This window comes from Bradyrhizobium sp. WSM1417, from assembly GCF_000515415.1.
Taxonomy (GTDB): domain Bacteria; phylum Pseudomonadota; class Alphaproteobacteria; order Rhizobiales; family Xanthobacteraceae; genus Bradyrhizobium.
In genome coordinates this window covers 7,057,092-7,081,568 of record NZ_KI911783.1, presented here as the reverse complement: position 1 = coordinate 7,081,568, position 24,477 = coordinate 7,057,092, and the positions used below count along the sequence as shown (strand labels likewise).

The 24,477-nt window shown below is 64.7% G+C and carries 23 protein-coding genes; 14 read left to right on the top strand and 9 right to left on the bottom strand.

All coding sequences use genetic code 11. The annotated features are described in order from the left end of the window. On the bottom strand, nt 1-1,194 hold the full coding sequence (locus BRA1417_RS0134685) for an efflux RND transporter periplasmic adaptor subunit (protein ID WP_027519742.1): 1,194 nt from the start codon (nt 1,192-1,194) through the stop codon (nt 1-3). Between the two features lie 252 nt (nt 1,195-1,446). On the opposite strand from BRA1417_RS0134685, the gene BRA1417_RS0134680 reads away from it, so the two are divergent. Together BRA1417_RS0134680 and BRA1417_RS0134675 are read left to right on the top strand one after the other, a co-directional pair. Next, nucleotides 1,447-2,265, top strand: a complete 819-nt coding sequence (locus tag BRA1417_RS0134680) for an ABC transporter substrate-binding protein (RefSeq protein WP_027519741.1) — start codon at nt 1,447-1,449, stop codon at nt 2,263-2,265. Nucleotides 2,266-2,332: 67 nt separating this feature from the next. After that, a complete protein-coding gene (locus BRA1417_RS0134675; RefSeq protein WP_245286314.1) occupies nt 2,333-2,800 on the top strand; it encodes a GNAT family N-acetyltransferase in 468 nt (155 codons plus the stop codon). A 192-nt stretch (nt 2,801-2,992) separates the two neighbouring features. Here the strand turns inward: BRA1417_RS0134675 and BRA1417_RS0134670 are convergent, their stop codons facing one another. The 4 genes from BRA1417_RS0134670 to BRA1417_RS0134655 all read right to left on the bottom strand — a co-directional run bounded on the left by BRA1417_RS0134670 (nt 2,993) and on the right by BRA1417_RS0134655 (nt 7,249). Continuing rightward, the gene (locus tag BRA1417_RS0134670; RefSeq protein ID WP_027519739.1) at nt 2,993-4,066 is read right to left on the bottom strand and encodes a hypothetical protein; all 1,074 of its coding nucleotides are present in this window, start codon (nt 4,064-4,066) and stop codon (nt 2,993-2,995) included. 41 nt (nt 4,067-4,107) lie between these two features. Continuing rightward, nucleotides 4,108-4,557 carry a cupin domain-containing protein gene (locus BRA1417_RS0134665; RefSeq protein WP_027519738.1) on the bottom strand — a complete coding sequence of 150 codons (450 nt, stop codon included), beginning with the start codon at nt 4,555-4,557 and terminating at the stop codon, nt 4,108-4,110. A gap of 77 nt (nt 4,558-4,634) precedes the next feature. Beyond that, a complete protein-coding gene (locus BRA1417_RS0134660) occupies nt 4,635-6,476 on the bottom strand; it encodes an ATP-binding protein (RefSeq protein ID WP_027519737.1) in 1,842 nt (613 codons plus the stop codon). Nucleotides 6,477-6,616: 140 nt separating this feature from the next. Then, nucleotides 6,617-7,249 (bottom strand): cupin domain-containing protein, encoded by a 633-nt coding sequence (locus tag BRA1417_RS0134655; protein WP_027519736.1) that lies wholly within the window; start codon nt 7,247-7,249, stop codon nt 6,617-6,619. Nucleotides 7,250-7,469: 220 nt separating this feature from the next. Between BRA1417_RS0134655 and BRA1417_RS0134650 the strand changes: the two genes are divergently transcribed. The 7 genes from BRA1417_RS0134650 to BRA1417_RS0134620 all read left to right on the top strand — a co-directional run bounded on the left by BRA1417_RS0134650 (nt 7,470) and on the right by BRA1417_RS0134620 (nt 16,420). Beyond that, nucleotides 7,470-9,161, top strand: coding sequence for a peptide ABC transporter substrate-binding protein (locus BRA1417_RS0134650; protein ID WP_027519735.1), 1,692 nt, complete (start codon nt 7,470-7,472; stop codon nt 9,159-9,161). Between the two features lie 27 nt (nt 9,162-9,188). Next, nucleotides 9,189-10,139 (top strand): ABC transporter permease, encoded by a 951-nt coding sequence (locus BRA1417_RS0134645; RefSeq protein ID WP_027519734.1) that lies wholly within the window; start codon nt 9,189-9,191, stop codon nt 10,137-10,139. Nucleotides 10,140-10,141: 2 nt separating this feature from the next. Continuing rightward, the gene (locus BRA1417_RS0134640; RefSeq protein WP_027519733.1) at nt 10,142-11,017 is read left to right on the top strand and encodes an ABC transporter permease; all 876 of its coding nucleotides are present in this window, start codon (nt 10,142-10,144) and stop codon (nt 11,015-11,017) included. A 58-nt stretch (nt 11,018-11,075) separates the two neighbouring features. Next, on the top strand, nt 11,076-12,404 hold the full coding sequence (locus tag BRA1417_RS0134635) for an FAD-binding oxidoreductase (protein ID WP_027519732.1): 1,329 nt from the start codon (nt 11,076-11,078) through the stop codon (nt 12,402-12,404). Between the two features lie 13 nt (nt 12,405-12,417). Continuing rightward, a complete protein-coding gene (locus tag BRA1417_RS0134630) occupies nt 12,418-13,344 on the top strand; it encodes a glyoxylate/hydroxypyruvate reductase A (RefSeq protein ID WP_027519731.1) in 927 nt (308 codons plus the stop codon). Between the two features lie 9 nt (nt 13,345-13,353). Continuing rightward, nucleotides 13,354-15,222 (top strand): ABC transporter ATP-binding protein, encoded by a 1,869-nt coding sequence (locus BRA1417_RS0134625; RefSeq protein WP_027519730.1) that lies wholly within the window; start codon nt 13,354-13,356, stop codon nt 15,220-15,222. 271 nt (nt 15,223-15,493) lie between these two features. Then, complete coding sequence (locus BRA1417_RS0134620) at nt 15,494-16,420, top strand: AraC family transcriptional regulator (protein WP_027519729.1); 927 nt, start codon at nt 15,494-15,496, stop codon at nt 16,418-16,420. A gap of 2 nt (nt 16,421-16,422) precedes the next feature. Here BRA1417_RS0134620 and BRA1417_RS0134615 read toward each other — a convergent pair whose 3' ends face one another. Next, nucleotides 16,423-17,349 (bottom strand): catalase family peroxidase, encoded by a 927-nt coding sequence (locus BRA1417_RS0134615; protein WP_027519728.1) that lies wholly within the window; start codon nt 17,347-17,349, stop codon nt 16,423-16,425. A gap of 114 nt (nt 17,350-17,463) precedes the next feature. Beyond that, nucleotides 17,464-18,687: a polyhydroxyalkanoate depolymerase gene (locus BRA1417_RS0134610; protein ID WP_027519727.1), complete on the bottom strand. Its 1,224-nt coding sequence runs from the start codon at nt 18,685-18,687 to the stop codon at nt 17,464-17,466. Between the two features lie 172 nt (nt 18,688-18,859). On the opposite strand from BRA1417_RS0134610, the gene BRA1417_RS0134605 reads away from it, so the two are divergent. Further along, entirely contained in the window at nt 18,860-19,516 is a 657-nt protein-coding gene (locus BRA1417_RS0134605) for a glutathione S-transferase family protein (protein WP_027519726.1), read from the top strand. A gap of 277 nt (nt 19,517-19,793) precedes the next feature. On the opposite strand, the gene BRA1417_RS0134600 is transcribed toward BRA1417_RS0134605, so the two are convergent. Beyond that, the gene (locus BRA1417_RS0134600) at nt 19,794-20,018 is read right to left on the bottom strand and encodes a hypothetical protein (RefSeq protein ID WP_007595594.1); all 225 of its coding nucleotides are present in this window, start codon (nt 20,016-20,018) and stop codon (nt 19,794-19,796) included. Nucleotides 20,019-20,198: 180 nt separating this feature from the next. Here BRA1417_RS0134600 and BRA1417_RS0134595 point away from each other — a divergent pair, with 180 nt between their 5' ends. After that, nucleotides 20,199-20,555 (top strand): hypothetical protein, encoded by a 357-nt coding sequence (locus BRA1417_RS0134595; protein WP_027519725.1) that lies wholly within the window; start codon nt 20,199-20,201, stop codon nt 20,553-20,555. 9 nt (nt 20,556-20,564) lie between these two features. Here BRA1417_RS0134595 and BRA1417_RS0134590 read toward each other — a convergent pair whose 3' ends face one another. Then, complete coding sequence (locus BRA1417_RS0134590; RefSeq protein ID WP_027519724.1) at nt 20,565-21,668, bottom strand: mandelate racemase/muconate lactonizing enzyme family protein; 1,104 nt, start codon at nt 21,666-21,668, stop codon at nt 20,565-20,567. 177 nt (nt 21,669-21,845) lie between these two features. Here BRA1417_RS0134590 and BRA1417_RS0134585 point away from each other — a divergent pair, with 177 nt between their 5' ends. The 3 genes from BRA1417_RS0134585 to BRA1417_RS0134575 all read left to right on the top strand — a co-directional run bounded on the left by BRA1417_RS0134585 (nt 21,846) and on the right by BRA1417_RS0134575 (nt 24,464). Further along, nucleotides 21,846-22,679, top strand: coding sequence for an AraC family transcriptional regulator (locus BRA1417_RS0134585; protein ID WP_027519723.1), 834 nt, complete (start codon nt 21,846-21,848; stop codon nt 22,677-22,679). A gap of 147 nt (nt 22,680-22,826) precedes the next feature. Further along, the gene (locus BRA1417_RS0134580) at nt 22,827-23,753 is read left to right on the top strand and encodes an SMP-30/gluconolactonase/LRE family protein (protein WP_027519722.1); all 927 of its coding nucleotides are present in this window, start codon (nt 22,827-22,829) and stop codon (nt 23,751-23,753) included. 117 nt (nt 23,754-23,870) lie between these two features. Continuing rightward, on the top strand, nt 23,871-24,464 hold the full coding sequence (locus BRA1417_RS0134575) for a GNAT family N-acetyltransferase (RefSeq protein ID WP_027519721.1): 594 nt from the start codon (nt 23,871-23,873) through the stop codon (nt 24,462-24,464). The last annotated feature ends 13 nt before the right edge of the window (nt 24,465-24,477 follow it).

Genomic DNA, 24,477 nt, shown 5'->3' with positions numbered 1-24,477 from the left:
TTACTTGGCAGACGCCTGCGGCTGCTCGATCTTGGTCACCTGCGGGTCGATCTTCTGGCCCGGGATTACTCGCAGCAGCCCTGACGTCACCACGCGGTCCTCCGGTTTCAAGCCGCTTTCGATCACGCGCAAGCCGTTGTCCACGGGACCGATCTGCACCTTGCGCTGCTCGACAACGTTGTCGCCGTTGACGACGAGGAGATAGCGGCCGCCCTGGTCGCTGCCGAGCGCGGTGTCGGGCACGAGCAGGGCGTCCTTCTCCTGGGTGAAGGGCACGCGGACCCGGACGAAATAGCCGGGCAGCAGCACCCGCTTGTCGTTGGGCACGAGACCGCGCACTGCGAGCGTGCCGGTCGACTGGGTGAGGGTCGGGGCGACATAGTCGAGCTTGCCCTCATGCGGATAGCCGGCCTCGGTCTGCAGGCCGATTTGAATCGGGAATTGCTTCATGTCGGCGGCAGTGAGGCCGCGGCGAGCGGCCTCGGCACGGATGCGCAGCACGTCCTGCTCGTTGACTGTGAAGTTCACATAGATCGGATCCATCGCGACGATGGAGGCGAGTTGAGTCGGGGAGGAGACCCCGACGAGTTCGCCGATCGAGACCATATGCGCGCTGACGACGCCGTCGAATGGTGCGCTCACCTTGGTGTAGCCGTAGTTGACTTCGGCGAGGCGGGTGTTGGCCTGGGCCTGCTGGAGGTTGGCCTGTGCGTTGTCGCGGTTCGAGGTCGAACTGTCCAAAGTCGCTTGCGAGACCGCTTGCCGCTGCACGAGATCGCTCTGCCGCTTGAAGTCGGCTTCCGCCTGCCGGAGCGAGGCTTGTGCGCCGGCCTCGGCCGCCTGCGCCTGGTCGAGCTTGAGCTTGTAGGTCTCGGGCTCGATCGTGAACAGCTGGGTACCCTGCTTGACGAACGCGCCATCCTGGTAGTCGATCGATTGCAGGAATCCCTGCACGCGCGCGACGAGATCGACATTCTTGACCGGCGCGGTGTTGCCGGTGGCCTCGACATACCGCGTCACCGGGCGCTGCACCGGCGCGGCGACGTCCACCTTGGGCGGCGGCGGGGCGACGAACGTATTCTTGTCCTCACAGCCGGCGAGCGCGGCCACGGCCATGGCGGCGGCCAGTGCCCGCCCGACACGTCTCCACGCTCCGTTGCGTCGTGCGGGAGATGCGGGATTCGCGCAGGTCATTCGGTGGCCCCCGGTTACTGTCTGTCGGGGCGGGAGGCTACCAACAAATGCCCGGACGTGGAACACCATAGCCATGGCAGTCGTCGACCTTGCACTGCAGACTGCGCTGTGGCCTTTGGCAGTTTTGCAATCACAAACCGCTTTTCATCGCGCGCACGATCGACCAGAATTATGTCAAGGGCCCGGCGGCGGCACGCGAAGCAGTCGGGACCAACAAGAGAAGAATAAAAGAAGAGGTCGGGAGATCATGACATGCCCACGTCTCTCCAGTCGGTCCTTAAATCAGTCCTTGCCGGCCTCGTTCTCGCCGCGGCCGTTGCCATGCCCGCGCTAGCCGATGGTCTGAAGGACGAGATCGCACCGACCGGCAAGCTGCGGGTCGCGATCGCAATCAGCCCGGCGGGCGGCGCGTTCTGGTCCACCAAGACCGAAGCCGGCTATGCCGGCGTTCCGGTCGATCTCGGCAGGGAGATGGCCGCCCAGCTCGGCGTCCCCGTCGAATATGTCGTGCACCAGAATTCCGGCCAGATCACCGATGCGGCATCGAAGGGGACTCTTGAAAAAGATGCTTGGGACGTCACCTGGCTCCCCAAGGATCCCGAGCGCGAGACCATGATGATGTTCGGCCCGATCTACGAGGTCGCGGATGCCACCTACATCGTCAAATCAGGCTCGAGCGTCACCAACTTCGCCACGCTCGACCAGCCCGGCATCAAGGTCGCGGCCGTCAACGCCACCACGACCATGCGCGGCGCCGTCGCGCATCTGAAGAACGCGAAAGTTACGGGCTACCAGACCTATGACGAGATCTTCGGCCTCCTGAGGAGCGGCGAGATCGATGCCTTCGCCCTGTCGCGCGACCAGCTCAACAAGATGGCGCAGAAGATTCCGGGCACGCGCGTGCTCGACGAGACGTTTAAGAAGACCGTCACGGCCGTCGCCGTCCCGCTCGGCCGCAGCCAGGCTTTGGCGTTCGTGAGCAAGTTCATGAACGAGGCGGTGACGAACGGCACCTTGCGCAAGGCGTATGACAACAATGGTCTGAAGGATTCGTCGATAAGAACCGAGTAGCGGCGGCAGCGCCTCCATGACAAGAGAGATTGAGATTCGCGCCTTTGCGCCGCCTGATGCCGCTGCCGTGCGCGAGCTGTTCATCCGGGTGAATCGTCTATTGGCTCCAGCGCATATGGCGGAGGCGTTTGAACGCTACATCGTCCACTCTCTCGCCGAAGAGATCGATCGGCTCGCGGATTATTATGCAAGTCAGAACGGCGGTTTCTGGGTCGCCGTAGCCGACGACGAGATCGTCGGCATGTTCGGTCTCGAGGCCTCAGGCGAGCATGCGATGGAGTTGCGGCGCATGTACGTCGCTCCCGGCTTGCGGCGCCAGGGAATTGCGCGAAAGATGCTGGCGTTCGCGGAGGATGAATGCCGCCGGCGAAATCGGCAACAACTGCAGCTGAGCACGTCGGAGCTTCAGCGGGACGCGCTGGCTCTGTATCGAAACGCGGGATACCAAAGCGGACGCGAAGAGACTGCCGCAGCCGCCAGCAACAAGACCATAGGTGGCGGCATTCGTCGCTACCATTTCACCAAGCGCCTTTGACGGCCCTTCGGAGCGCGGTTGTGCGGCAGGAGTCCTCGTCGCCACGAGCGTTGGATTTTGGGCGAGGCCCATGACAACAATCTCACAAAGAACGCGACGATCCCGTTGGAGTAGAGCAGGCCCTACGGCTCCGCGGTGCGGATGCCCGCGGGCTGGCGCCTCTCACCCGCGTGCCACGCCGCGAGCAGCCCCTCAGCGCGGTTTGATCTCCGCATATTTCGCCATCGCCTTTTCGAATTTCCGCTTGAACAGCCACATCGCGCCAAGGATTTCCCGGAAGCTTGCCGAGGTGCGCGCCCGGTCGGCCTGTCCGAATGCGAAGATGCTGTTGTTGCGCAGGTGCTTCATGATGGTCGGACTCGACACCCTGTAGTTCAGGAGATCGCCGGACTTGAGCGCCGACCGTGTCGGCGTAGGAACGATCTGGATCAGCTCGAACAGCTTCATCTGGTCGATCGGGTCGGGCAGCGTCTTCACGATTCCCGGGATCTCCCGGAAAACATCCGCATGCGCGTTCATCAGGCCGTCGCGCACGTTGGTCCAGTGATTGAAGCGATGATCGCTGCCGCGGGCGCGCGCCTCCTCCTTGTCGTCGCGCGCGCTCAACTCGGGATCGGCGGCCGCGATCTCGGCCTTGATGGTCTCCCATTTCCTGCGGCCGTTGCGGTCCTCGGAGGGGCCGGTCTGGAAGCTGCCCATATAGGTGTTCGAGCGCCCGTTGCGGACGTTCTGCTTGCCGTTGGTCTCGGCGAAGAACAGCCCGAGGCTGATCCGGCCCGCGGCTTCGGCGTGGTCAGGCGCAAGCCCCTTGGCGCGCGCGATCGCAACTGCGAGATCGACTACGTCCTTGAACGGCGTCGCCGAGTTCTGCGCGCCGGCCGGCGGCGCTTCCATGATCTCGAACAGTTTTGAGTATTCGTCGACCAGCGGCTCGATGTCGGCATCGAAATAGGCCGGCGGTATCTCGAACTTGTTGGGCCTGCCGATCCGCGACGGCATGGCGTCGGTGAGATCCTTGTAAGCACTGATCACCGCGACGCGTGCAAGATACAGCGCCTGTCCCGGCAGGTTCGGCAGCGGCTCCTTGGCGTCGATCTGGCGCCGCCGCTCGGCCAGAATCGCCTTGAAATCGCCGAGCGCACGCTCGTAGGTCGCAACCGCCTCCGATTGCCTGCTCGTAATCGTTTGCGCCTGGCTCGGGACGAACGTCGTGAGGAGCAGCCCAAGCGCGGCGATGATGGCGAGGAATTGATGTCGTGCAGGCATGGCCGGTTCCCCCAACGATTCGTCGGTTGGGGGATCGTAGCCTAGTCGTTGGCTTCGGGCGGCAGGAAGTCGACCTCGTGCAGCGCCGAGATGCGCACGACCTCGGCCGGGTCGGTCAGGTCATGGAGCTGGTTGAACAGCGCCTCCAGCTTCTGCATCGGCGAGACCCAGAACAACGCGCGGGCCGGCTTGTCGGACTTGTTGAAATAGCCGTGCGGGATGCCGCGCGGCAGGCGCACGAGGTCGCCGGCGTGGGCCTTGACCCATTTGCCGTCGAGCTTGAGGTCGAGCGTGCCTTCCTGCACCAGGATGAATTCGTCCTGGGTCGGATGGATGTGCACCGGCACGAACTGGCCGGGATCGCTGTTGGTCTCGAACGCGAAGGTCGAGTCGGTGACGGCCTTGGGGAAATAGACCTGGCCCAGGATGTTCCAGGTCTTGCCGCCATAGCCCGTACCGTTCGCGGTGATGCCCTTTTCGAGTGACGTCATGGCTTGCCTCCAATGGGATTGTAACTGAGACGGAGTGTTGCGCAGCAGCCATGCGCTGTCCATGCGCAAGACTGGCCCTAGCGCCTGTCGCGCTCAGCCGCCTGCCTGCGCAGAAAGCCTTCGAGATCGGCCTGCACCGAATAGGGCGTCGGGATCGGATCGCCAGCCGCGTCGACGGCGGTGTCGAGGGAGCGGCGCAGCATGCGCGCGAGCTCGGCCTTGCGGTAGGGCTTTGTCAGGAGCGGCGCGCCCTTGGTGGCGCGTCCCTGCGCATGCGGGGCGTCGTTGGCATAGCCCGACGTGAACAGCACCCGCAGCGAGGGGCGCGCGGCCACCATCTCGTCGGCGAGCTCTCGTCCATTCAAGCTGCCGGCCATCACGATGTCGGTGAAGAGCAGGTCGAAGGGCGTGCCTTCGGCCGCGATGGCGAGCGCCTCGGCCGCATTGGCGGCCGGAATGACCTTGTAGCCGAGGCTTTCGAGCTGGACCGTGACGTACTGGCGGACGTCGCGGTCGTCCTCGACACAAAGGATGGTTTCCGTCCCGCCCACGACTTTGCGCTCGTCATAGCCGGTAGGACGAAGCGTGCTCGCCTCCGCCTTCGGCAGGTAGATCGCGAAAGTCGTGCCGCGTCCTTCTTCGGAAGCGACCTTGATGCCGCCGCCGGACTGCTTGATGAATCCGAACACCATGCTGAGCCCGAGCCCCGTGCCCTTGCCGACGTCCTTGGTCGAGAAGAAGGGATCGAAGATCCGCTCCAGAATGGCCGGCGGAATGCCGGTGCCGGTGTCCGCGATCTCGATCTCGACATAATCGCCGGCATAGCCGGCCCCGACCGCCACGGCCTCGCGGACGCCGAACACGACGTTGCGCGTCGTCAGCGTCAGTCTGCCGCCATCCAGCATCGCGTCGCGGGCGTTGATCGCGAGGTTGAGAAGCGCCGAGCTCAATTGGCCGCGGTCGACGAGGGCGAGCCAGACGTTGCCGTCGAGCCGGGTCACGATTTCGATCTTCTTGTCGAAGGTTGCCAGCAGCAGCTTTGCGAGCTCTTCGAGCAGTACGTTGATGTCGCTCTCGGCCGGCTTGAGCGCCTGCTTGCGGGCAAAGGACAACAGGCTCGACGTCAGCGCGGCGCCGCGATCGGCGGTGTCGCTGATCAGCTTGGTGATGGTCGCGAGCGGCGGATTGTCCTTCACGGCGTCGGCGAGGATCTCGATCGTGCCCGTGATCACGGTGAGCATGTTGTTGAATTCGTGCGCGATGCCGCCGGTGAGCTGGCCAATCGCCTCCATCTTCTGGGCCTGGATCAGCTGCTCCGCGGCGGCGCGCTTCTGGGTAACGTCCTTGACGAAATTGTTGATGAGGGTGCGCTCCCCGATGCGGAGCGCCGTGCTGGAGGCCTCGATCAGGATCTCGTCGCCGTCCCGGTGCAGCAGGGTCGCTTCGAACCGGATGCCGATCGGCGTATCCGACAATTCCGGCAGCAGCCGCATCATGCGTTGCCTGAAGCCGTCGCGCAGCGGCTCGGCGATGAGGAGGTCGACGACATCGGTGCCGAGGGCCTCCTTGCGCGTCCATCCGGTCAGGGCCTCGGCCTGAAGACTCCATTCCAGCACGATGCCGCTCTGGTCGGTCTGAATGAAGGCGTCGAGCGCGGTCTTGATGACGGCTTGCGTCATCTGTGCGCTGGCCCGCGCCTGCTCGGCCAGTTGCGCGGCGGCACGTTTTTCCTGCGCGGTTTCGATCGCGCGCGTGCACAGACGCGCGAGCAGGACGGCAATGGCGCCGCTTGCGAGCAGGGCGACAATCTGAGCAACGCCGAACCCGGTTCCGGTCGCGGCATAGGAGACGAGGAGAGCCGCCGCGGTCACGATGACCTGCGCGGCCATCGCGAGTGTCAGAAGCTCCCTGAGTTTCATGGTCTCACACCAACGCGTCAGTCGCGGCCCCCCGTGTCCGCCCGGTCAATGTCCGGCGCCACGTCAGCGACAGTGTGAGCTACAGATTCCGCGCGGCGGCGTCGAGGGGCAATTTGCGGTGGTGCCGGTCGGATGGCGCTTCAACCTGCCGGCGAATCGGTCTGGCGCAACGTGGTCACCCAGATCACGCGGGCGGTCTGCTGGGTCGGGTTGTCGAACATGTGCGGCACGATGCTCGGAAAGCGAAAGCTGTCGCCGGCCTCGAGCAGATGGGCCTGGTTGTCGAGCCACAGCCGCAGGCTCCCCGAGAGGATATAGCCCGCCTTCTCGCCGGTGTGCTGCAGGAAGTCGGTGCCGGACGAGGCGCCAGGATTGAGCGTGAGCTCGTAGAGCTCGAGCTGGCCTTTGTCTGCCGGCGTCAGCGCTTCCTTGACCACACCGCTGGTGGTGAGCCGCAGCAAGCGCCGGCTGTTCTTGCGCACGATATAGCGCTGCACGTCGGCGGGGTCGGTGGTCTCGAAGAAATAGGAGATGGGAACGTCGAGCGCGATGCTGAGCAGCCGCAGCGTGCGTATCGACGGCATGGCGCGCGCGCGTTCGAGCTGGCTGATCATGCCGTTGGAGAGGCCGGTCTTGTTGGCGACGTCCTGGATCGACAGGCCCGCACGCTGCCGCAGCAGCCGCACGGTCTCGCCGAGGCGCTGGTCGACGGCATCGTCGGCCTCGGTCGCCGGGGCATCTTTCGGATCGTTGATCTCGCCGCGACCATCCATGTCGCTCTCCCATGCATCATCTCGGCCCCGGACAACGACGGTCCGAAGCTTCCAGTCGGAGTGAAAAGGTCGCGCATCCTAGCAATGCGATTGACAGCTGTATTTAGTCGTGATGAACTTTTGGTAGAAAAATTTAGAAGCACTAAAGCCCACTCCTGTCCCTTTGCCGGGGATCTCGGGGCGCGGGAGACGGTGCCGCGTGCGAAAACGGAGAGTGGTCATGGCGGACGACACCGGGAAGTTCGGCGTTGGGGCACTGCATCTCGGCAATCCGAATCGCCGTCAGATCTTTCAGCTCGGCGCGGGCGCCGCGGCGGGATGGACGCTTTCGGGCCACGCATTTGCGCAGACCGAACGTCCAACCAATCCGCCGGACAAGCCGCGCGGGCAGGTGATCGCGGCGCTGTCGCAGGAGCCGACGGTCTTTCATCCCCTGATGCCGGGCATCGAAGTCGATCAGGGCATCTGGTGGCAGGTGTTCTCGCCGCTCTGGTTCATCGACCCCGACGGCAAGTTCGTTCCCGACCTCGCCCGCGAAGTCCCGACCATCGAGAATGGCGGCCTGTCGGCCGACGGCCTGACCTGGAAGATCAAGCTCCGCAGCGACGTGAAATGGCACGACGGCACGGCGTTCACGGCCGAGGACGTGAAGTTCTCGCTCGAGCTGATCAACAATCCCGATTTCCGCGCGCGCAGCCGCGTCGGCCATAGTCTCGTGAAGGACATCAAGGTCGTCGCGCCCGACGAGATTCACTGGCGCATGGAAGCTCCCTATTCGCCCTACATGTCGATCCTGGGATCGCTGACCTTCATCGTGCCCAAGCACATCCTGGAGAAGGTGACCGATCCGAACGCCTCGCCGTTCCACAATGCGCCCGTCGGCACCGGACCGTTCCGCTGGGGCGAGCGCGTGCCGGGCGACCACATTCAGCTGAATGCCCATGCGGGCTATCACGGCAAGGGGCCGTACGTCGAACGCGTGGTGTTCAAGTACATTCCTGACCTCACCGTGCTCTACACCCAGTTCCGCACCGGCCAGGTCGACTATACCGGCCTGCAAGGCATTCTGCCGAACTTCGTCCAGGAGGCGAAGACGCTGAAGGGCCGCAAGATCTTCGTCTCCTCGACTTCGTCGGTGGAGCACATCGCGCCCAATCTGGAGTTCGGCGCGTTGGCGGACCGCACGGTGCGCGAGGCGCTTTACCTCGCGATCAACAAGCAGGCGATCATCGACGCGCTGAACTACGGCTTGCCGACGCAGACCGAAAGCTTCGTGCCGCAACAGGCTTGGTCGTTCCAGCAGGGGCTGCCGCAGCACAAATACGATCCGGCCAAAGCCAACACGCTGCTCGATGCGGCCGGCTGGGTGCGTGGCTCTGGCGGCGTGCGCGAGAAGAGCGGCGTCAAGCTCGAATTCACCAATTCAACGACGTCGGGCAATGCGGTGCGCGAGCAGACCCAGCAGCTGCTGATCCAGGACTGGCGCGCAATCGGTGCCGCGATGCGCGTCAACAACATGCCGGCCGCCGTGATCTGGGGCGACTTTTGGCAGCAATCAAAATTCAACTCGGTGATCGTGGGGGTGAATTTCATGCTCGGCAGCGACCCCGACGTGACGCCCCGCTTCGGCTCCGGCGCCATTCCTGCCAAGGGTGGCCGCGGCTACAACACCTATCAGTATCGCAACCCGGAGGCGGATCGGCTTCTCGCCGAAGGTGCCAAGCAGTTCGATCTGGCGCAGCGCAAGACGACCTATGGCAATCTGCAAAAGCTCATCCGCGACGATCTCGCGATCCTGCCGCTGTTCCAGGGCTTCATCGCCGAAGGCGTGAAGGAAGGGCTGCAAGGTTTCCGCCCCAACATCAACATGTCGATCAACTGTTGGAACATCCGCGAATGGTATTGGGCCTGATGGTTCAGGTGCGCGAGATCGCCTGAGATGGCCCGTTACGTCGCCAATCGCCTGGCGCAGGCGATCATGCTGCTGGTGATCGTGTCCGCGATCGGCTTCGCCATCCTGCATCTGGCGCCGGGCGGCCCGCTCTCGCAATTCGCGGCGTCCGCGCAGATGACGCAGGAGGATCTCGATCGCGTCACCAGGCAGCTTGGCCTCGATCGTTCGCTGCCGATCCAGTATCTCGACTGGTTCGGCCGGATGCTGAGGGGCGATTGGGGCCGCTCGTATCGCGACGGCGAGCCGGTGTTGGCGGTGATCTCCTCGCATCTTGGCGCCACGCTGGAACTGATGGCGACGGCGACCATCATCGCGGTGCTGCTCGGCTGCTGGATTGGCGTGCTCGGTGCGCTGCGCCGCTATTCGCTGTTCGATTCGCTGGCGACCGTCGGCGCCATGATCGCGCTGTCGATCCCCACCTTTTGGTTCGGCCTCGTCACCATCTATGTGTTCTCGGTGAAGCTCGGCTGGCTGCCGGCGGGCAACCGGCAGACCGTGGGCGACGGCTCCCTGCTCGACCTGCTCCATCATCTTATTGCGCCGGCGCTGGTGCTGGCGCTGGTCGAGACCGCGATGTGGGGCCGCTTCATGCGCTCCTCGATGCTCGAAGTCATCAACCAGGACTACATTCGCACCGCGCGCGCCAAGGGCATGCCGGAATGGCGAATCCTTACGGTTCACGCCTTGCGCAACGCGCTGCTGCCGATGATCACGGTGGGCGGCCTTCAGTTTCCGACGCTGCTCGGTGGTGCGCTGGTCGCTGAGACCGTGTTCACCTGGCCCGGCATGGGCCGGCTGTTCCTCGATTCGATCGGCTATCGCGACTATCCGGTAGTGATGGGCATCCTGATGTTCTCGGCGATCATGGTGCTGATTGGGTCGCTGCTCGCTGACATCCTCTATGCTGTCGTCGATCCGCGCATTCGGGTGGGCTAGGGATGACGACTGCCGCCCTCTCCACCGATCAACTTGCGCCGGGCCAGGCGGCGTGGCGGCGCTTCCGCCGGCATCGCCTTGCGCTCGCGGGCGCGTTGATCATTCTGGTGCTCGTCCTCGGCTCGGTCTTTGGTCCCTATCTGCTGCCGTTCGACGACACCTATATCGATATCATGAAGCGGTTCGCACCGCCGCTGTCAGGCGCGCACATCCTCGGTACCGACGAACTCGGCCGCGACGTGCTGGCGCGGCTGATGATGGGCGCGCGCGTCTCGCTGTCGATCGGCTTCGTCGCGATGGTGATCGCGATGGCGGTGGGCATCGCCGTCGGCGCCTTTGCCGGCTTCTATGGCGGCGTGGTCGGCGCGGTGCTGATGCGGCTCGTCGATGCCATGCTGTGCTTTCCGACCATCTTCCTGCTGCTTGCGCTCGCGGCGCTCATCGAGCCCGGCTTCGTCACCACCACCGTGCTGATCGCGGCAACCGCCTGGATGTGGGTGGCCCGCGTCGTCGAGGCGCAGGTGCGCTCGCTGCGGGAACGCGAGTTTGCGGTTGCTGCACTCGCGTTCGGCTCGTCGAACCTGCGGATCATGTTCCGCGAGCTCGTGCCCAATGCTGTTGCGCCTATCGTAGTGGCGGCGACGCTGAATGTCGCCAAGGCAATTCTGCTGGAATCCTATCTCAGCTATCTCGGTTACGGCATCCAGCCGCCGGCCGCGAGCCTCGGCAACATGCTCAACAATGCGCAGATCTATCTCACCAGTGCGCCCTGGCTCGCGATTGCGCCGGGCCTCGCCATCACGCTGGCGGTGACGAGCTTCAACTTCCTCGGCGACGGCCTGCGCGACGCGCTCGATCCGCGGATGAACATCCCGTGATCTGCAAACCAGCGACGAGCCGAGCTGTCTCGATCGAACTGAATATCTGGAGTGTCCCATGTCCCCGCCGCTCACCCGTATAAACAGTGACGAACGCCTGCCGGCGCAGGTGGATGTCGTCGTCATCGGCGGCGGCGTGATCGGCGTCTCCGCGGCCTATCATCTCGCGAAAAAGGGCCTCTCCGTCGCCCTGGTCGAGAAGGGCCATGTCGGCGGCGAGCAGTCGAGCCGCAATTGGGGTTGGTGCCGCCAGCAGGGCCGCGCGCGCGAGGAGATCCCGCTGGCCCGCGAGGCGCTGCGGCTGTGGGAGGACATGCAGAACGATGCGGGTGTCGATGCCGGCTTCCGCCGCACTGGCGTGTTGTTCCTGACCAAGAGCAAGGACGAACTCGCCAGCTGGGAGCGCTGGGCGGCGGTCGCGCGCGAGATGCAGGTCCACTCCACCGTGCTGACGCCGGCCGAGGTCGCCGAGCGCCTGCCCGGCAACGCCGAAAAATGGGTCGGCGGATTGCACACGCCCAGCGACGGGCGCGCCGAACCGTCGATGGCGGTGCCGGCGCTTGCGACCGCCGCGCGAAAACACGGCGTCACCATTCACCAGGGCTGCGCCGCGCGCGGGTTGGAGACGCAAGGCGGACGGGTGAGCGCCGTCGTCACCGAGAAGGGCACCATTCGCACGCAATCGGTGCTGCTGTCCGGCGGCGCGTGGTCGTCGTTGTTCTGCCGACGCCACGGCATCGAGCTGCCGATCGGCCTCGTCAACGCCACCGCATGCCGGACCACGCCGGGGCCGGAGATCACCTCCGGCGCGCTCGGCACCGATTTCTATTGCATCCGCCGCCGCCTCGACGGCGGCTTTACCCTGGCGCTGCGCAATCGCGGCACGGTCGAACTGTCGCCCGATCTGTTCCGCTACGCGCGGACCTTCTGGCCGACCTATCTGCATCGCAAGAACGGGTTGAAATTGTCGTTCGGAAAATCCTTCTTCGACCAGCTCATGCGCGGCACGAGCTGGAGCCTGGACAAGCCGTCGCCGTTCGAGACCGAGCGCGTGCGCGATCCCGCGCCTGACATGTCCCTAGTCAATGCGGCGCTGGCTTCGCTGATCAGGTCGAATCCTGAATTGAAGGACATCGAGATCGCGGAGGCCTGGGGCGGTACGATCGACTGCACGCCGGATACCATTCCGGTCATCTCGCCGGTCGACGCCATGCCCGGCTTCTTCCTGGCCACCGGTTTCTCCGGCCACGGCTTTGGCATCGGTCCTGCGGCCGGCAAGCTCGCCGCCGACATCGTGACGGGCGCGACGCCGCTGGTCGATCCCGCGGCCTACAGCCACAAGCGCCTGATCGACGGCCGCCGGCTCGCGCCGGTCAGCCCATTCTGAGGGTTTTTGCGGCATGACGGTTCTCTACAAGGCCAACATGGTTCGGGGCGCTGAGTGGGCGGGCTTCTTCGCCGAGCGCGCGCCCGATGTGCCGTTCCGGCTCTGGCCCGACATCGGCGATCCCGCCGACGTCCGCTATCTCGTGGTGTGGGTGCCGCCGGACGACATCGCGACGACGTTCCCAAATCTCGAGCTCGTCTTCTCGGTCGGTGCGGGTGTCGACCAGTTCGACGCGTCGAAAGCTCCGCCGCACATTCCGCTCGTGCGCATGCTGGAGCCCGGCATCGCCGAGACCATGGTCGAATACGTCACCATGGCGGTGCTCGCCCTGCACCGTGATCTCCTGCACTTCATCGGCCAGCAGAAGGCGCAGGTCTGGCGCGAGATCCGGATCACGCCGGCCAAACGTCGTCGCGTCGGCGTGATGGGTCTTGGCCAGCTTGGCCAGGCCGCGCTCGAACGCCTCACGGTGTTCGGCTTTCCGCTTCTCGGCTGGAACCGCTCGCCGCGCGAGATCGACGGCGTCACCTGTTACGCGGGCATGCAGACGTTGCCGGATTTTCTTGCGCAGACCGACATTCTCGTCTGCCTGCTGCCCTTGACCGACGAGACCCGCGGCATCCTGAATGCAGACTTGTTCGCGCGCCTGCCGCGCGGCGCGTCGCTGGTCAATGTCGGGCGTGGCCCGCATCTGGTCGAAGCCGACTTTCTCGCGGCGCTCGACAGCGGCGCATTGTCGGGTGCCGTCCTCGATGTCGCCGAGCCGGAGCCGCTGCCTGCGGGGCATCCTTTCTGGAGCCACCCGCGCATCCTGATCACGCCGCACAACGCCAGCATGACCACGCCGGATACGGCGGTCGATTTCGTGCTGGATGTAATCGCGCGCCACCGCCGCGGCGAGGAGCTGCCAGGGCGGGTCGATCGTAGTCGTGGCTATTAGGACACTGGCATGAGCATGGGCGCAACCGGAGCTGACCACGTCGCTGCCAAAGCGCCGTCGCCGGTGCTGTCGGTTTCCGGCCTCACCACGTCCTTCCTCCGCGAACGGCAATGGAGTCCCGTCGTCCGCGACGTGTCGTTCGATATTGCCTCGGGGGAAACCGTGGCGATCGTCGGCGAGTCCGGTTCGGGCAAGAGCGTCACCGCGCTCTCGATCATGCGGCTAATTCCGAAGGAGAACGGCCGCGTCGAAGGCAGCGTCCGGCTTGCCGGCCGCGACCTGCTGACGCTGCCCGAAGCGAGCATGAAGGATGTTCGTGGCAACGACATCGCCATGATCTTCCAGGAGCCGATGACGAGCCTCAATCCGGTGCTGACCATCGGCTTCCAGATTGCGGAAGCACTGATCCAGCACCGCGGCCTGTCGCGCGCGGCGGCGGAGGTCGAGACCATTCGCCTGCTCGATCGCGTGCGGATACCTGCGGCGAAATCGCGCTTCCACGAGCATCCGCATCGTTTCTCCGGCGGCATGCGCCAGCGCGTGATGATCGCGATGGCGCTGGCCTGCAAGCCGAGGCTGCTGATTGCGGACGAGCCGACCACCGCGCTCGACGTCACGATCCAGGCCCAGATCCTGGAGCTTCTGAAGGAGCTCCAGCAGGAAGAGGAGATGTCGATCCTCTTCATCACCCACGACATGGGCGTGGTGGCCGAGATCGCGGACCGCACCGTGGTGATGTATGGCGGTCAGGCGGTGGAAACCGACCATACCTCGCGCATCTTCGCAGCCCCTTCGCATCCCTATACAAGGGCACTGCTCGCGGCCGTGCCACGCCTCGGCTCGATGGAGGGGCGGACCCGACCGATGCGTTTTCCGATCGTCGACAAGGCGACGGGGACCTCGGACGAGCCGGCGGAGACGCCCGATACAGTCTCGATTGCCGAGCGACCGCTGCTCGAAGTCTCCAATCTCACGACGCGCTTTCCAATCCGCTCGGGCCTGTTCGGCAAGGTCTCGGGCCGCGTCCATGCGGTCGAGAACATCTCCTTCTCTTTGCGCGCCGGGGAGACGCTGGCGCTGGTTGGCGAATCCGGCTGTGGCAAATCGACGACGGGCCGCTCCATTCTCAAGCTGACGGAGCCGGACAGCGGCACCGTTCTGATCGACGGGCAGGATGTGCTGGCCATGAGTGCCCGCACTTTGCGTGACTTCCGCAAGCAGATGCAGATCGTGTTTCAGGATCCGGTCGCGAGCCTCAATCCGCGCATGTCGGTGGGAACGGCGATTGCGGCCCCATTGCTCGCCAACGGGCTCGCCACGGCGTCGCAGGCGCGGGAGAAGGTCGCCGACCTGCTCGTTCGCGTTGGTCTCACCGCCGACATGGCCGCGCGCTTTCCACACGAATTCTCCGGCGGCCAACGCCAGCGCATCTGCATTGCCCGCGCGCTCGCGCTTGGACCGAAGCTGATCGTCGCGGACGAAGCGGTCTCGGCGCTCGACGTTTCGGTGAAGGCGCAGGTCGTCAACCTGATGCTGGACCTTCAGGCCAGCATGGGACTTGCCTATCTCTTCATTTCCCACGATATCGCGGTGGTCGAGCGCATGAGCCATCGCGTCGCGGTGATGTATCTCGGCGAGATCGTCGAGACCGGTCCGCGCGCGGCCCTGTTCGGCAATCCGCAGCATCCCTATACGAAGAAGCTGATGGCGGCCGTGCCGGTGCCCGATCCATCGCGCCGCGGCACCAGGCGCGAGGTAGCGAACGACGAGATCAGAAGTCCGGTGCGCGCGCCCGACTACCAGCCGCCCGTGCGCCAATATCGCGAGGTGTCGCCGGGCCACGTCGTCCAGGTCTGGGGCGAGGAATGGTCCGCCTGACGTGCGCAGGCCGCAAATCATTTCCAAAATGCACGATGAAGTCGTGCGGCAATCTGCCCGGGCAGGCCAACGGTGTTGTCCTTCGCCCTGCCGGGCCTGTGACATCACGCTGAAATCACAATGAAATCATCGCGGCAGGGTCCGGTGCGAGGGCCTGCAGCGACGGCTTCGTGTTATGCGCTGCAGCTGGACCGTCGGCCGGCGATCTCCGATAATGCGCGGATCTCGGGAGGGCCGGCGAAGACGTGCCTTTACGGATGGATTTACTGAAATGACACAAGCAGGCGTCTACGGACAGAGGCTCGGGCAGGGCCTTCGCTCGAAGCAGGCACCGGTCCTGATCACGCGTTCGCTGCACAGCGCCGAGCTCGCGGTCACCGAAGTCCGCAACGACGATCCGACACCGGATATTTCCGGCTCGCTGGCTGCGGAAGATGCCTATCTGCTCAGCCTGAAACTCCGCGACTATCCGGATTGCGAATGCTGGGAGGAGGGCCGCTGTGTCACCAAGGCGGATGTTCGCGCAGGTGCGACCTATCTGTATGACCTCAAGCGCGACCCGCGCTATGTGATCGACAAGCCGTTTCACTCGCTCTTCTTCTATTTGCCGCGCTCGGCGCTCAACGGTGTTGCCAGGCAACCGGGCGGGCCGCGCGTTGGCGAGCTCAGCTACGAGCCCGGTGTCGGTCATGACGACGAGGTCGTTCGACATGTCGGTGCCTCGTTGCGGCAAGGACTGTGTCGGCCTGACGAGACCAACCAGCTTTTCGTCGATCACATGATGCTTGCGCTCACCGCCCATGTCGCCCAGACCTATGGTGGGCTGAAGCCAGCCGCAGAACCGAGCCGCGGCGGTCTCGCGCCATGGCAGGTGAAACGTGCGTGTGACCGGCTCGATTCCGATCTCTCGGGCAAGATCGCGCTGCAGCTGATCGCGACCGAGCTTGGCCTGTCAGTCAGCCACTTCTCACGCGCGTTCCGGATCTCCACCGGCCTGCCGCCGCATCAATGGCTGCTCCAGCAGCGCGTGAAGGCGGCCAAGCAACTGATGTCGGTCCGCGACCTGCCGTTGTCCGAGATTGCCATCTCGGCCGGATTTGCCAATCAGAGCCATTTCACGCGGGTGTTCTCGTCCATCGTCGGCGTCAGTCCGGGCGCATGGCGCCGCGAAACGGATGGCGGACGGAACAAGACTTGAACTTACTGACGCTTCGCCAGCGAGATCGTGTAGGCCGTGCGGCGCGCCGCAAAGATCTCGTCCGGCGGATGGCCGATGCCGTCGGCAAGATTGACCGGGTTGAAGATGGAGCCGTCGCAGGCCTCGTTGGCCTCGAGGCTGGTGATGACGATCGTCCCCAGCCGCACCTGCTCACGGTTGTCCTCGTCCGGCCATCGCAGGGTCACGTCCATGGTGGGATCGCCGGGACGGTCGAGCAAGGCCATCACGTTGAAGCGGACATCGCCGGCTGCGATTCCCCGCGCGAGATCGTCATGCAGGAAATCGGCCGATTTCGTCCTGGCTTCGTCCTCGCTCAAGGTGACGTCGCCGCCGACAGGCGCGACCTTGAACTTGATGAAGCGGGTCTCGTCCTTCGCGTTCGTCGCGGGAAAGGCGTGCACGCCCCAATAGGTCGTGCCGGCAAAGCTGCCGGGCAGCCGGCGTGCCGCGAGGTAGTTCGCCTGGTTCAGTGTTTCAGGATTGTCCGCGGAAAAGGCCCGGACCTTCTCGATGTCAGGCTTGCCGTCTGCGCCCGGAATGCGCGCCTCCAGGAAGGCGAGCATCTGGTCGAGCGTCCGTGCAAAATGCACCGGAGCGGTTTCCGTCAGGATGTCCGAGCGATGGGCGTCGTCGCCAAGCCTGAAGCTGAAGCCGCGCAGCACGAGGTTGTCGGTGTCGGTCACCCCGGGATTGCCGCCGCCGACGGAGAAGCGCGCCAGCACGCGCGACGGTCTTGTGAAGCTCAGCGATCGCGTAATCTCTTCCGCGCGGTCGGACGGGGCATAGGTCCCGCGCACACATCGACCCTTGGCGAAGCTCGCGCGCACCTTCGGCGGATTGCCTGCGACCGTTTTGAGCGCGTCGACGATCGCGGCCGGCGTGGCGGCAGGGGGTGGCAATTCGGACATGGCTTGGCCTCCGGCGCGAGCGGCATGTCCGTGAGTTAGGGCTGGTGCAGCGCCGGCGTCTTTCCCAAAGCCGCGCTGCCTTGTCCGATCCTGCTGAAGAAACTTGGCGCGGCTTCAGGAGTTCACGTGCACGAAATCCCGCAGCAGCGGGTAGATCTCGTTGTTCCAGCGCTTGCCCGAGAAAACGCCGTAATGGCCGACGCCGGCCTGCATGTGGTGGACGCGGCGATAGGCGCGCACGCCGGTGCAGAGGTCTTGCGCGGCCAGCGTTTGGCCGATCGAGCAGATGTCGTCCTTCTCGCCCTCGACCGTCATCAGCCCCATGCGGCTGACGGCCTTGGTGTCCACCGGACGTCCCCGATGCATCAGCTTGCCTTGGGGCAGAAGATGCTCCTGGAACACGTCGCGCACGGTCTCGATGTAGAATTCCGCGGGCAGGTCCATCACGGCGAAATATTCGTCGTAGAAGGTCTTGATGCTGGCCGCCTTCTCCTTCTCGCCCTTGGCGATGTGATCGGCGAGATCGATATGCTGCTTGATGTGGCGCTCGAGATTCATCGAGACGAAGGCGGTGAGCTGCACGAAGCCGGGATAGACTTTCCGCAAGGCACCGCGGCACTGCATCGGCACGTAGTTGATCAGGTTCTGCTCGAACCAGTCGATCGGCCTGCTCTTGGCGAATTCGTTGACCCTGGTCGGCAGGATGCGCGTGTCGATCGGGCCGGCCATCAGCGTCAACGTCGCCGGCCGCGAAGGATGGTTGCCCTCGCACATGATTGCGGCGGCCGCGAGCGCGGAAACCGAGGGCTGGCAGATCGCGACCATATGCGGACGCGGGCCCAATTGGCCGAGGAAGTCGATGAGATGCTCTGTGTAGTCGTCGAGCCCGAAACGACCCTCGCTGCGGGGAATGTCGCGCGGATTGTGCCAGTCGGTGATGTAGACGTCGTGATCCTGCAGCAGCGTCTTCACGGTGCCGCGCAGCAGCGTCGCGAAATGGCCGGACATCGGCGCCACCAGCAGCATGCGCGGCTGCTCGCCCACGCCCTCCTTCTTGAAGCGCAGCAGCGAGCCGAACGGAGTCGCGTAAGCGATCTCCTCGGTCACGGCGACCTCGCGATTGCCGACCATGACGCTGTCGATGCCGTAGGCGGGGCGGTGGTAGGTGAGGGTGGAGCGGGAGATCAGCTCCAGTGCGGCCGACAGCCGGCCGACGACCTGATCCGACAAGCCCTGAGGCACCAGATTGAGGAATTTGAGCGCGGAGGAGGCCCCCGATCGCCACGGCGCCGTCAGGTCCATATGGTTCTGAAAGGCCTGATAATACATCGACATCATACTGAAACGCCCACCTGTCCCCGTGCTGTTATGCAATATCGAAGCCAAACCCGGGATGGGCAGCTCTCAAGATTGGCACGTCGCTTGCTGCTCATTTCGCGGGAAGCACAGGCGGTGCGCACTCCCGCAGAGTCCGGGCAGGGTGCGGGTCACAGGCGTGAGGGAAGGCCACATGGCGAAGGCGACACTGACCATCAGCAGCAAGAACTATTCGTCCTGGTCGCTGCGTGGCTGGCTGCTGACGAAATTTTCCGGGCTCGATTTCGAGGAGATCGTCACCGCGCCGGACGACGCGTCGGCGCGCGCCGAAATCCTGCTGTTGTCATCCTCGATCCTGGTGCCGTGCCTGCGGCACGACGGCGCGGTCGTCTGGGATACGCTAGCGATCGCCGAATATCTCAACGAGGCGATGCCGAATGCCGGGCTGTTGCCCGCGGATCGTGTCCAGCGCGCGCATTGCCGCTCGATCTGCGGCGAAATCCATTCAGGCTTCACCACCTTGCGCGCCTCGCTGCCGGTCAACCTGAAGGGGCACTTTCCCGGCTTCAAGATCTGGTCGCGCGCGCAGGCTGACATCGATCGCGTCTGGGCGATCTGGCGCGACTGCTTGGACAAATCGGGCGGGCCCTTCCTGTTCGGCGAGACCCGCACCATGGCTGATGCGATGTACGCCCCGGTGGTGACGCGCTTCGTGACCTATAACGTCAAGCTCGAGCCGCAGCTGCAGGCCTATGCCGAAACCATCATGGCCATGCCGGAGATGAAGGAATGGATCGCGGCGGCAAAGAATGAGCCGGCTGAGATCGAGGAGCTCGAGGTCGAATATTAGGCAGACCGGGTGCCATCTGCCTGTTTTGGAAGCGAACATCCAATCGCCGCACCCGCGGTCATGTCATTGAAGCCGTTAACTTTTGACGCCCATGGCTGGCTGGCCCTGCTCAAGCGGTGCGCAGATATTGTATGCGCCTGGTGGCCAGTTGCGACATCTAGCCGTGAACAGGCGCGTACGGGGCCCTACGGCTGATTCGGACGCGATTCGTTCGGGCCGCGTTCCGAAGGTTAAGCCGGGACGCGACCCCGTTGCATTTTGAGACAGAAATCGGTGCTCAGGCCACGCCCGAATGCTTCATGCGCGGGACGCGCCAGCCGATGACGGTTGCCTCGACTGCGACGCCGGCCGTGTGGTTCTGCCAGCGTCCCTCGACATAGCGGCAGGCGAACGGCAGCTGATAAGTCCCGCTGTGGTCCTCGCACAGCACTTCGACTGCAAGGCCAGGCGGCGGTTCTCCGGCGCCGTCGAATTCCGCCAGTCGTCTGTCGCGCGTTGCCATCAAAAACTCCCCTAAACAAAGCCGCGGAAGGAGCGCCCATTTCCTCCGCGTGCAGATCATCGCTCCCCGTCCGAGGGAACAGCGCAAGCTCAACGCGAGAATGCGGTGCGAGTGTGGTAGCCTCGACAGGCTGCGTGCAAAAAGCGCACATTGCCGTGATTGATTTGACGAGGAACCTGCATGCTGCTTCGAAGCGCCGGCGTCTGTTTCGCGATGTCACTGCTCGCCACGCTGGCGATTGTGCCGGTTCGCGCGCAGGACGTGCCCGGCATCGAGATCTGCACCGTCGAGAAGACCATGGAGCGCCGCACCAGCTGCCTCCAGAGCAACGTCGATTTCCTCCAGAAGACGATCACCAAGCTGAGCCTCGATCACCAGCAGAAGCTGGACGCCGCGGGTCGCCAGATCGATGCGTTGAAGACGACCGTGGCCGGCTTGCAGAAGATGCTCGGCGATCTCCAGGCCGCGCAGGCGAAGACCGCGGAGGATCTAAAGAAGAAACAGGATGCGCCGCCGCCGAAGGATGCGGCGAAATAGGCGCCGCGCTCAGGCGACGCGATATCGCTCCATCACGCTGCGGTCGGGCTCGTAGCCAAGCCCAGGTCCGGTCGGCACCGCGACATGGCCGGTGGCATCGACGTCGGCGCGGCCGCCCCACAGGCAGGCTTCGCGCTTCAGGTAAAACATCTCGACCAACCCGTCATCGCGCCCCGCCAGCAGATGCAAGGTCGCCAGCAGCCCGGGGCCGAAATATGGGGAGTGCGGAACGATCTTGACGCCGAGCCGATCTGCGAGCGCCGCAACCTTCAGAAATTCCGTGATGCCGCCGACCTTGATCACCGACGGCTGGGCGTGGCTGACCGCGCCAGCCTCCATCATCTGGCGGAATTGATATTCCGTGCAGGCGTTCTCGCCGGCGGCGACGCCGAGCCCGCCCTTGCTGCGGACCTCGGCAAGTGCCGCAAAATCCTCCGGCGGCCAGACCGGCTCCTCCAGGAACATCGGCTGCGCGTCCCGGCATGCCCTGGCGAACGCGATCGCCTCTTCGCCCGACAGCGGGCAGTTCATGTCGACCATCAGCGGAATGCCGGGCCCGATCGCCGCGCGCGCGGCAAACACCGCCGGCGCCGTGGTCTCGTGCAGCTTGATGGCGCCGTAGCCGAGCGCCAGCGCCTTCTTGCATTCGGCGGCGATGTTGTCGGGCGAGCCGATCCGCAACAGGCTTGCATAGGCCGGAATGGCCGGGCGCCGGGTGCCGCCGAGCAGGCGGTGCAGCGGCACGCTCTTGATCTTGGCGGCGAGGTCCCACAGCGCGATATCGAGCCCGGAGATTGCGAACATGGTGACGCCGTAACGCCCGAACAGATGCAGATTGCGCTGGATCTGCTCCATCACCGCGGGAATACCGGCGGCATCGGGAACCTCGAGTCCGCGGGCCTGCGGTGCGATCATTTCCTCGACGGCACTGCGCGTGGTGCGGGGGCAGACATAGGCGAAGGCATCGCCCCAGCCGGTCAGCCCGGCGTCGGTGCTGACCTCGACCACCACCATATCGAGGGCCGTGATGGCGGAGGCGCCCTGACGGAAGCTCGCGACACCGGCGTCATAGGGGATGCGGATATGGTGCGCCCGCACATCGGTGATCTTCATGACGCGGTTCCTCCTGCTTTCTCGTGAGCGGTTTCAAGGACGTCCCGAGTGTAGCCATGAACGCCCGGACGTTGCCAGTGGCTGGTCCGGCGTTATCCTCTTGCGGGACCGCAACACCGATCAAGCGAAGTCTGAGGACTTCCGTGCATCATGGTCGCTCTTCGAACGAGAAACGCCATGAACCCAGCCCAGCGCGCGCTCTGGTATGTCGAGAGCCATCTGGCCGAGCCGACGACGCTCGACGAGATCGCTGCGATATCGGGCGTGTCGCGGTTCCACATCGTGCGCGCGTTTGCGGCCGCCACCGGCCTGCCGGTGATGCGGTACGTGCGCGCGCGGCGGCTGACCGAAGCGGCGCGCAGTCTTGCGAACGGCGCACCGGACATCCTGTCGCTGGCGCTGGAGGCGGATTACGGCTCGCACGAAGCATTCACCCGCGCGTTCCGCGACCAGTTCGGCACCACGCCCGAAGCGGTCCGTGCCGCGCAATGCACCGGTCATCTCAAGCTTCAGGAGCCGATCCTCATGGACTCAACCATCGCAGACAAGCTCGCCGCCCCGCGCTTCGAAACCACAAAGGCCTTCCTCGTCGCAGGCATCAACGAGCGCATCTCCTGCGACAACGGCGCGGTCATTCCCGGACTGTGGCAGCGCTTCCACCAGGAGGTCGCCGACATTCCCGCGCGCGTTGGATCCGTCGCCTATGGCGTCTGCTGCAACGGCGACGATGCCGGCAATTTCGACTACATCGCCGGCGTCGAGGTCTCCGATTTCTCCGAGCTGCCGCGCCGCTTCGGCCGTATCCGAATCCCCGAGCAGCGCTATGCGGTGTTCACCCACGCCGACCACGTCGCCTCGATCAGGCGCACCGTCAACGCGATCTGGAATCAGTGGCTGCCGGCCTCCGGCCTGAAGGCTGCCGATGCGCCGAACTTCGAACGCTACGACGAGAAATTCGATCCCGCCACCGGCAATGGCGGCCTGGAGATTTGGATACCCGTGCGAGATTAGCGCGCAACGCTGGCATACCATCCCGCTTGCTTGGCAAGCCCCGGTGACTTTGCCATAACCGCAGGCAATCTTGCGTGTGGGGCCCGTGCCGGACATCCCGTGCAAGTCAAAACAACAAGTCATAACAAGCAGCCGGGAGGGTCCCACATGTCCAAGGTCCGCGTTCTCGCCACCGACCTCGAATTTCCCGAAGGGCCGGTCGTGATGCCGGACGGCTCGGTGGTGCTGGTGGAAATCCGCGGCCAGCGCCTGACCCGAATTCATCCCGACGGCCGCAAGGAGATCGTCGCGAAGATTCCGGGCGGCCCGAACGGCGCAGCCCTCGGCCCCGACGGCAAGATTTACATCTGCAACAATGGCGGCTTCTCCTGGATCCCGACCCGCAACATGATCATGCCGGGTCCGCAGCCCGACGATTATCTCGGCGGCTCGATCCAGCGCGTCGATCTCCAAACGGGCAAGATCGAGACCGTCGTGACGAAATGCGGCGAGCACGATCTGCGCGGGCCGAACGATCTGGTGTTCGACAAGCAGGGCGGCCTCTGGTTCTCCGATCTCGGCAAGCGCCGCGCGCGCGAGATGGACGTCGGCGGCATGTATTATCTCAAGCCCGGCATGAAAGAGATCGTCGAGGTCGTCCATGGCGTGTTGCCGGCAAACGGCATCGGCCTGTCGCCGGACGAGGCCACCGTCTACATCGCGGAGACGCCCACCGGCCGGCTCTGGGCCTACGAACTCTCCGCGCCCGGCACGCTCAAGCCCCGCGATGTGATCTATCGCGGCGAGCGGGGAAAGCCGATCTGCGGCCTCGGCGGCTACCAGATGTTCGACTCGCTGGCGGTCGAAGCCAACGGCAATGTCTGCGTCGCCACCCTCGTCACCGGCTGCATTTCGGTGATCGCGCCTGATGGCACTCTGGTCGAGCAGGTCCCGACCGGCGACCGCGTCACCACCAACATCGCCTTCGGCGGCCCCGAGCTGAAGACCGCCTACATCACGCTCTCAGGCAAGGGCGAACTGATCGCCATGGACTGGCCGCGTGGCGGTTTGCCGCTCAATTTCCTAAACAAGTAAACGGTGCTAGTGACCGTCATTGCGAGCGAAGCGAAGCAATCCAGGAATGCGTCCGCGGTGACAGTCTGGATTGCTTCGTCGCTTCGCTCCTCGCAATGACCAAAGAGAGAGTTTCAAATGCCCTGGCCCGATCCCATCACCCTGCGTGGACAGCATGCCGGTCTGGAGCCGCTGTCGCATCAGCACCGAAAGGGGCTGATCGAGGCCGTGAAGGATGGCGAGCTCTCCACCATCTGGTACACCGCGATCCCGACGCCGGACAACATGGGCAAGGAAATCGACCGCCGGCTCGGTCTTCAGGCCGCCGGCTCGATGCTCCCCTTCACCGTGTTCGATGGCAGCGGCAAGATCGTGGGCATGACGACCTACATGAACATCGATGCCGCCAACCGCCGCGTCGAGATCGGCTCGACCTGGTATGGCAAGAGCGCGCAGCGCGGCCCGCTCAACACGCAGTGCAAGCTGCTGCTGCTCACCCATGCCTTCGAGACCCTGGACTGCATCGCGGTGGAATTCCGCACGCATTTCTTCAATCACCAGAGCCGCCGCGCCATCGAGCGCCTGGGCGCCAGGCAGGACGGCATCCTGCGCAGCCACCAGGTCGCGCCGAACGGCACCCTGCGCGACACCGTGGTCTACAGCATCACCGCGGCCGAATGGCCGACCGTGCGAACGCATTTGAATTATCAACTCAACGACAAGCCGCGCTAGAGGCGGCCGAGGC

Excerpts from the sequence above, each read along its gene's own strand:
- BRA1417_RS0134685 (WP_027519742.1), bottom strand. The coding sequence starts at position 1,194 with ATGACCTGCGCGAATCCCGCATCTCCCGCACGACGCAACGGAGCGTGG.
- BRA1417_RS0134680 (WP_027519741.1), top strand. The coding sequence starts at position 1,447 with ATGCCCACGTCTCTCCAGTCGGTCCTTAAATCAGTCCTTGCCGGCCTC.
- BRA1417_RS0134670 (WP_027519739.1), bottom strand. The coding sequence starts at position 4,066 with ATGCCTGCACGACATCAATTCCTCGCCATCATCGCCGCGCTTGGGCTG.
- BRA1417_RS0134665 (WP_027519738.1), bottom strand. The coding sequence starts at position 4,557 with ATGACGTCACTCGAAAAGGGCATCACCGCGAACGGTACGGGCTATGGC.
- BRA1417_RS0134660 (WP_027519737.1), bottom strand. The coding sequence starts at position 6,476 with ATGAAACTCAGGGAGCTTCTGACACTCGCGATGGCCGCGCAGGTCATC.
- BRA1417_RS0134655 (WP_027519736.1), bottom strand. The coding sequence starts at position 7,249 with ATGGATGGTCGCGGCGAGATCAACGATCCGAAAGATGCCCCGGCGACC.
- BRA1417_RS0134650 (WP_027519735.1), top strand. The coding sequence starts at position 7,470 with ATGGCGGACGACACCGGGAAGTTCGGCGTTGGGGCACTGCATCTCGGC.
- BRA1417_RS0134645 (WP_027519734.1), top strand. The coding sequence starts at position 9,189 with ATGGCCCGTTACGTCGCCAATCGCCTGGCGCAGGCGATCATGCTGCTG.
- BRA1417_RS0134640 (WP_027519733.1), top strand. The coding sequence starts at position 10,142 with ATGACGACTGCCGCCCTCTCCACCGATCAACTTGCGCCGGGCCAGGCG.
- BRA1417_RS0134635 (WP_027519732.1), top strand. The coding sequence starts at position 11,076 with ATGTCCCCGCCGCTCACCCGTATAAACAGTGACGAACGCCTGCCGGCG.
- BRA1417_RS0134630 (WP_027519731.1), top strand. The coding sequence starts at position 12,418 with ATGACGGTTCTCTACAAGGCCAACATGGTTCGGGGCGCTGAGTGGGCG.
- BRA1417_RS0134625 (WP_027519730.1), top strand. The coding sequence starts at position 13,354 with ATGAGCATGGGCGCAACCGGAGCTGACCACGTCGCTGCCAAAGCGCCG.
- BRA1417_RS0134620 (WP_027519729.1), top strand. The coding sequence starts at position 15,494 with ATGACACAAGCAGGCGTCTACGGACAGAGGCTCGGGCAGGGCCTTCGC.
- BRA1417_RS0134615 (WP_027519728.1), bottom strand. The coding sequence starts at position 17,349 with ATGTCCGAATTGCCACCCCCTGCCGCCACGCCGGCCGCGATCGTCGAC.
- BRA1417_RS0134610 (WP_027519727.1), bottom strand. The coding sequence starts at position 18,687 with ATGATGTCGATGTATTATCAGGCCTTTCAGAACCATATGGACCTGACG.
- BRA1417_RS0134605 (WP_027519726.1), top strand. The coding sequence starts at position 18,860 with ATGGCGAAGGCGACACTGACCATCAGCAGCAAGAACTATTCGTCCTGG.
- BRA1417_RS0134600 (WP_007595594.1), bottom strand. The coding sequence starts at position 20,018 with ATGGCAACGCGCGACAGACGACTGGCGGAATTCGACGGCGCCGGAGAA.
- BRA1417_RS0134595 (WP_027519725.1), top strand. The coding sequence starts at position 20,199 with ATGCTGCTTCGAAGCGCCGGCGTCTGTTTCGCGATGTCACTGCTCGCC.
- BRA1417_RS0134590 (WP_027519724.1), bottom strand. The coding sequence starts at position 21,668 with ATGAAGATCACCGATGTGCGGGCGCACCATATCCGCATCCCCTATGAC.
- BRA1417_RS0134585 (WP_027519723.1), top strand. The coding sequence starts at position 21,846 with ATGAACCCAGCCCAGCGCGCGCTCTGGTATGTCGAGAGCCATCTGGCC.
- BRA1417_RS0134580 (WP_027519722.1), top strand. The coding sequence starts at position 22,827 with ATGTCCAAGGTCCGCGTTCTCGCCACCGACCTCGAATTTCCCGAAGGG.
- BRA1417_RS0134575 (WP_027519721.1), top strand. The coding sequence starts at position 23,871 with ATGCCCTGGCCCGATCCCATCACCCTGCGTGGACAGCATGCCGGTCTG.